This window comes from Turicibacter sp. (assembly GCF_017941855.1).
GTDB lineage: Bacteria > Bacillota_I > Bacilli_A > MOL361 > Turicibacteraceae > Turicibacter > Turicibacter sanguinis.
Genome location: NZ_JAGAVR010000089.1, coordinates 1 through 4,650 on the forward strand (window position 1 = coordinate 1; position 4,650 = coordinate 4,650).

Here is a 4,650-nt window from a genome sequence, read left to right on the forward strand (position 1 = left end):
GAAGCAATTGAAGAATATATTGACTACTATAATCATAAACGAATCAAAAGAAAATTGGCTGGCATGAGTCCAGTTCAATACCGAATTCATACCAGCCAATTGGCTGCTTAATATTTAGTTCAACTTTTTGGGGTCACTACATGTCGGTGTCCTTTTTTAATGTCTTTTATTGCGCAATCTTTTTTTGAATTTTTTAAATTGTGGTAAAAGTTTGGTCCAAGCAAAGTAACCAATGGGATCAATCACGTAATCAAATTCTCCAATAAATTCGGTAAATTCTCCACCAAATCCTTTTTTAAATCGATATAGACCATATAATGGATCTGATTCATCTGTTTTCCCACTAATTCCAAAGAAGTCGTAAATTTCATATCCATCTTGTTTAGCGTCTGTTAAAGCTTTCCATTGAATTAAGTAGTTTGGCATGAATTCACGATAAACATTATCACTGGCTCCATATAAATACCATGCTTTATTGCCGAAATAAGTGGTAATAATCCCTGACATTGTAATCCCTGTTGGGTGTTCTTTATACAATTGTTCCACTTCTTTTAATTGTTGGGTAATATTTTGAAGTTTATTTTTTTCGGGTTCTAATTTATTAATTAGTTTTTGACGTTTCTTCTCATTTAATTCTGCATTTTGAAGTTGATTGTTTAATTGTTCGATGGTTGATGTGGTTTGATTTAGTTCCTCCGTTAAATTATTTAAGGCTTGCTCTGTATTAAGCTTAGCTAAGTAGAGTTTGCACATTCCATGAGGGGCTAGTGTGTCATACATTTCTTCAAAATAAGAAAGAGGACGAGTTAAGAATCCATCACGTTCTCCTGTGATACGCATAATTTCTTCAAATTTTGTTAAATCTTCACGTGATCCTTCTACAATTTCGATTCCTTTTTTTTGTGCTACTTTTAAATTGTAGCGTGTTTTTGTATGACAGCCTTGTAATAAGTTTTTTTCTTCTGGTTTTAAATCTAAGCGGAAAGTATATCGAGGTTGAATGCTAGAGTCAAAATCTTGTGTGAAGCCTAAATGTTTATAATTGAGGTTAAGCAAAGATTGAATTAGTGACTCATTTGGGAACGCCCCTTCTGCAATTTCACCATCGATGGTGCGATTAACGTATTTTAGGTCTGGATCGATTTTAAAGAAAATTGCTTTTTTTGATTTTGCGAAGTTTTTCATTCCTTCTGTAAAATCTTTTAATTGTTGTTCATTATTAAAGTCAAGCACAAATCCACGTGGAATATATAAAAATGGACGTTTGATGATAGGTAAAAAACGAATGAGAACTAACGCAGCTGCAACGAGTTCTCCTTGATCGTTTTCAAGTCCCACAGTTTCAAATGACCACTCGGGTGATTTTGATTTAAAAACACCCCACTCATAGGTTTGTAGAAAATGATTTTTAGGATGAGTTGACACAAAGTCATTAAATTTTTTAGCATCAATATTGGTTACAAATTTCATAAAACTCCACCTTCAGTTCAGTGTTTGTCCACCTTTTTATTATCGGTTATTATTATAACATAAAATCATTTTTATGATTTTTTTTTGTTTTATTTACAGAACGTAAAAGATGTTGTATAATATTACTGTTAATCGTAGCGAAGCGGAAGGAGGGTTAGTGGTGGCTAAAACTGTAGTTCGAAAAAACGAATCATTAGATGATGCATTACGTCGTTTTAAGAGAGAAGTATCTAAAGTAGGTACCCTTACTGAAGCTCGTAAACGTGAATATTACGTTAAACCGAGTATCAAACGTAAACAAAAATCAGAAGCAGCACGCAAGTCTGCAATCAAACGTAACAAATACTAATTTTAAATAGGTGATCTCAGTGGCATTACTTGATCAATTAAATGCTGACATGAAAGAAGCAATGAAAGCGAAAGAAAAAGATCGCTTATCAGTTATTCGCATGTTAAAAGCTTCACTTCAAAATGAAGCCATTCATTTAGGTGTTACAGATTTAAATGAAGACCAAGAACTTACTGTTCTTTCACGTGAAGTTAAACAACGCCGTGATTCTTTAAAAGAATTTAAAGAGGCAGCACGTGAAGATTTAGCAGCAAAAATCGAGCAAGAATTAACATACGTGAATGCCTATTTACCGGCGCAACTTACTGAGGAAGAGCTTAAACAAATTATATCTGAAACAGCTAAAATGATTAACGCAGAAAAACCATCTGACATGGGTAAGTTAATGGGTGCCGTTGTTCCTAAAACAAAAGGACGTACAGACGGTGCTTTAGTTAGTAAATTGGTTAAAGCTTATTTAAGCCAAGAATAAAACACACAATTATGTGTGTTTTTTTATTATTTGTAAATAATAAAAAAAGATTATTAGATTTAATTCTAATAATCTTTTTGTTTTTATTTTTTTGTAGCTTTTAATGGACCTGTCCAAGCTGTTAATCCACCTTCGAGTTGGTAAATTTTCTCGTATCCTTTACCGTAAAGAACTAAAGCAGCACGTTTGCTTACTTTTCCTTTTTCACAATATAAGAAAATAGGTAAATCCTTGCGTAATTTTCCAGGATTACGAGTTAAAATAGCAAAAGGAATGTTACGAGCACCGTTAATATGTCCTTGATCAAATTCTTCTTTCTTACGAAGGTCTATTAACTGTCCCTTACGCATTTGCTCTACAAACTCTGCTTCTGTTAAGTTTACCACACATTTTTTCGATTCACGACGCATAGTAATCCATAATCCAACGATCAATCCTAAAAGAATTGCACTAATAATTAATGGCCAATTCATCCACATAACCTCCTTTATTCGCAACACCTTTTATTTTACAGAATTTCAGATTAAAAATAAAGCCCTTTTAGAGAAGTATCGTCGTATCACGAGAAAAGACGAAAAGAAATAGAAAGATAGAGTGTTTTTTTTGTTCAATAGCGAGGGTGAAAAAGCTGATTTTAGGTCGAGAATAGGGAAAAATAGCTGTTTATAATAGACAATTTCTCCATTAATCGTTATAATTAAATACGGAAATGATTCTCATACTACTAAGGAGTAGTTTGTATAGTGTTCAAGGAGGATTTTTATGATTTCAAGTAACGATTTTAAAACAGGTATGACTATCGATTATGAAGGAAACTTATTCCAAATTATCGAATTCCAACACGTAAAACCAGGTAAAGGACAAGCTTTCGTACGTTCTAAATTACGTAACTTACGTTCTGGAGCTGTTATTGATAATACATTCAATGCAGGTGAAAAAGTTAAACGTGCACACGTTGAAAAATCAACAATGCAATTCTTATATTCAATGGGAGATGAGTATGTTTTCATGAACAATGAAACATATGAACAAATTGAATTAACGGCTGCTCAATTAGAGCAAGAGAAAAACTTCTTAGTTGATGGAATGGAAGTTAAAGTGATGAGCTACAACGGTGAAATCTTAGGAGTTGAAGTTCCTGAAAAAGTAACATTAGAAGTTGTAGAATGTGAGCCAGGTGTTAAAGGAAACACAGCTTCTAATGCAACTAAGAGTGCAACAGTTTCAACTGGATACTCTTTACAAGTTCCTTTATTCGTTGAAGTTGGAGATAAATTAATCATCAACACAAATGATGGACGTTACGTATCTCGCGGATAATTAATTTTTATTGTTTTTAATCAAGGTTATCAGTAATCATTAGTGCTTAAAACCATTGATATTACCATATTTAAAGCATCTTGATAGTCGCCGCTATTAAGGTGCTTTTTTATATTTATTTTTGATTTGCCATCCATTCTCATTGATGATGGCAAGGTTAATTGAATCTTTTATAAAATTTATCAACCGCATCTTCCTCCAATGTAGTTGTCATATGACTATAAATATTCATAGTAGTTCGAATATCACTATGACCTAATCGTTCTTGAATCACTTTTAAGTTTGCACCAGCTTCATGTAGCATAGTAGCATGTGTATGACGCAAATCATGGAAACTATAGCTGTATCCTAATTTTTAAAATAGATTAATAAAAAATGTTGAAAATCGTGTTGGATGAATAGGTGTACCATCTTCATTGCAACAAATAAAATTATGTTCTTGAAAATATAAATTTTCGTAGTAATCTTTTAAATTTTTAGATTTTAAATAATGATCTTGGAGTTCTTGTGCCAAACGACTCGTCATCATAAAATCACGAATACTCATTCTATTATTTTCAAAATCTATATCTTCCCAGGTAAGTGCTAACATTTCTCCTCGTCTAGCTCCTGAATGAAGGGCAATGATATAAGGAATAAAGTAGCGGGTATTTTTAATTGCTTTTTCAATTTCTATTAATTCATGTGGAGGGATTACTTTTAATTCTTTTTTTACCGTCTCTTTTTTATTTTTAAACTCTACTTGTGTCATGGGGTTATATTTTATAATGTTTTGTTTTAATGCTAATTTAAAAACATTATTAAGAATATTTTTGATTGCTTTAACTGTTCCAACATTAGAATTGCAATTAAACTGATTTTGTTTTTTTAGAAAATATTGCTGTAGCATCATAGGGGTTACTTTGTTGATTTTTACAACTCCTATGTCGTTTATGGTATGATTTTTATTAACGTTACTATATAGGGTAAGTGTTTCGGATTTAAGATAGGTTACGGCAACAGTTTCAAACCAATAGTCTATGAATTCTGATAAAGAATA

The 4,650-nt window shown here is 32.1% G+C and carries 6 protein-coding genes and 1 pseudogene; 4 read left to right on the plus strand and 3 right to left on the minus strand.

Features of this window, described 5'->3' with window-relative positions:
* Window positions 1-111 (plus strand): IS3 family transposase (locus J6D32_RS09765; protein WP_287467520.1); only part of this gene is annotated, 111 nt, incomplete at its 5' end.
* A 45-nt stretch (window positions 112-156) separates the two neighbouring features.
* Here the strand turns inward: J6D32_RS09765 and J6D32_RS09770 are convergent.
* A complete protein-coding gene (locus J6D32_RS09770) occupies window positions 157-1,470 on the minus strand; it encodes a peptidoglycan bridge formation glycyltransferase FemA/FemB family protein (protein ID WP_006783842.1) in 1,314 nt (437 codons plus the stop codon).
* Window positions 1,471-1,630: 160 nt separating this feature from the next.
* On the opposite strand from J6D32_RS09770, the gene rpsU reads away from it, so the two are divergent.
* Both rpsU and J6D32_RS09780 read left to right on the plus strand, forming a co-directional pair.
* On the plus strand, window positions 1,631-1,819 hold the full coding sequence (rpsU, locus tag J6D32_RS09775) for a 30S ribosomal protein S21 (protein ID WP_039931013.1): 189 nt from the start codon (window positions 1,631-1,633) through the stop codon (window positions 1,817-1,819).
* A gap of 19 nt (window positions 1,820-1,838) precedes the next feature.
* On the plus strand, window positions 1,839-2,291 hold the full coding sequence (locus J6D32_RS09780) for a GatB/YqeY domain-containing protein (RefSeq protein ID WP_006783844.1): 453 nt from the start codon (window positions 1,839-1,841) through the stop codon (window positions 2,289-2,291).
* Between the two features lie 83 nt (window positions 2,292-2,374).
* Here J6D32_RS09780 and J6D32_RS09785 read toward each other — a convergent pair whose 3' ends face one another.
* Complete coding sequence (locus tag J6D32_RS09785; RefSeq protein WP_006783845.1) at window positions 2,375-2,764, minus strand: rhodanese-like domain-containing protein; 390 nt, start codon at window positions 2,762-2,764, stop codon at window positions 2,375-2,377.
* Between the two features lie 289 nt (window positions 2,765-3,053).
* On the opposite strand from J6D32_RS09785, the gene efp reads away from it, so the two are divergent.
* The gene (gene efp, locus J6D32_RS09790; protein WP_006783846.1) at window positions 3,054-3,611 is read left to right on the plus strand and encodes an elongation factor P; all 558 of its coding nucleotides are present in this window, start codon (window positions 3,054-3,056) and stop codon (window positions 3,609-3,611) included.
* A 157-nt stretch (window positions 3,612-3,768) separates the two neighbouring features.
* Here efp and J6D32_RS09795 read toward each other — a convergent pair.
* A pseudogene (locus J6D32_RS09795) lies at window positions 3,769-4,632 on the minus strand (tyrosine-type recombinase/integrase).
* Window positions 4,633-4,650 lie beyond the last annotated feature (18 nt).

Excerpts from the sequence above, each read along its gene's own strand:
- J6D32_RS09770 (WP_006783842.1), bottom strand. The coding sequence starts at position 1,470 with ATGAAATTTGTAACCAATATTGATGCTAAAAAATTTAATGACTTTGTG.
- efp (WP_006783846.1), top strand. The coding sequence starts at position 3,054 with ATGATTTCAAGTAACGATTTTAAAACAGGTATGACTATCGATTATGAA.
- J6D32_RS09785 (WP_006783845.1), bottom strand. The coding sequence starts at position 2,764 with ATGAATTGGCCATTAATTATTAGTGCAATTCTTTTAGGATTGATCGTT.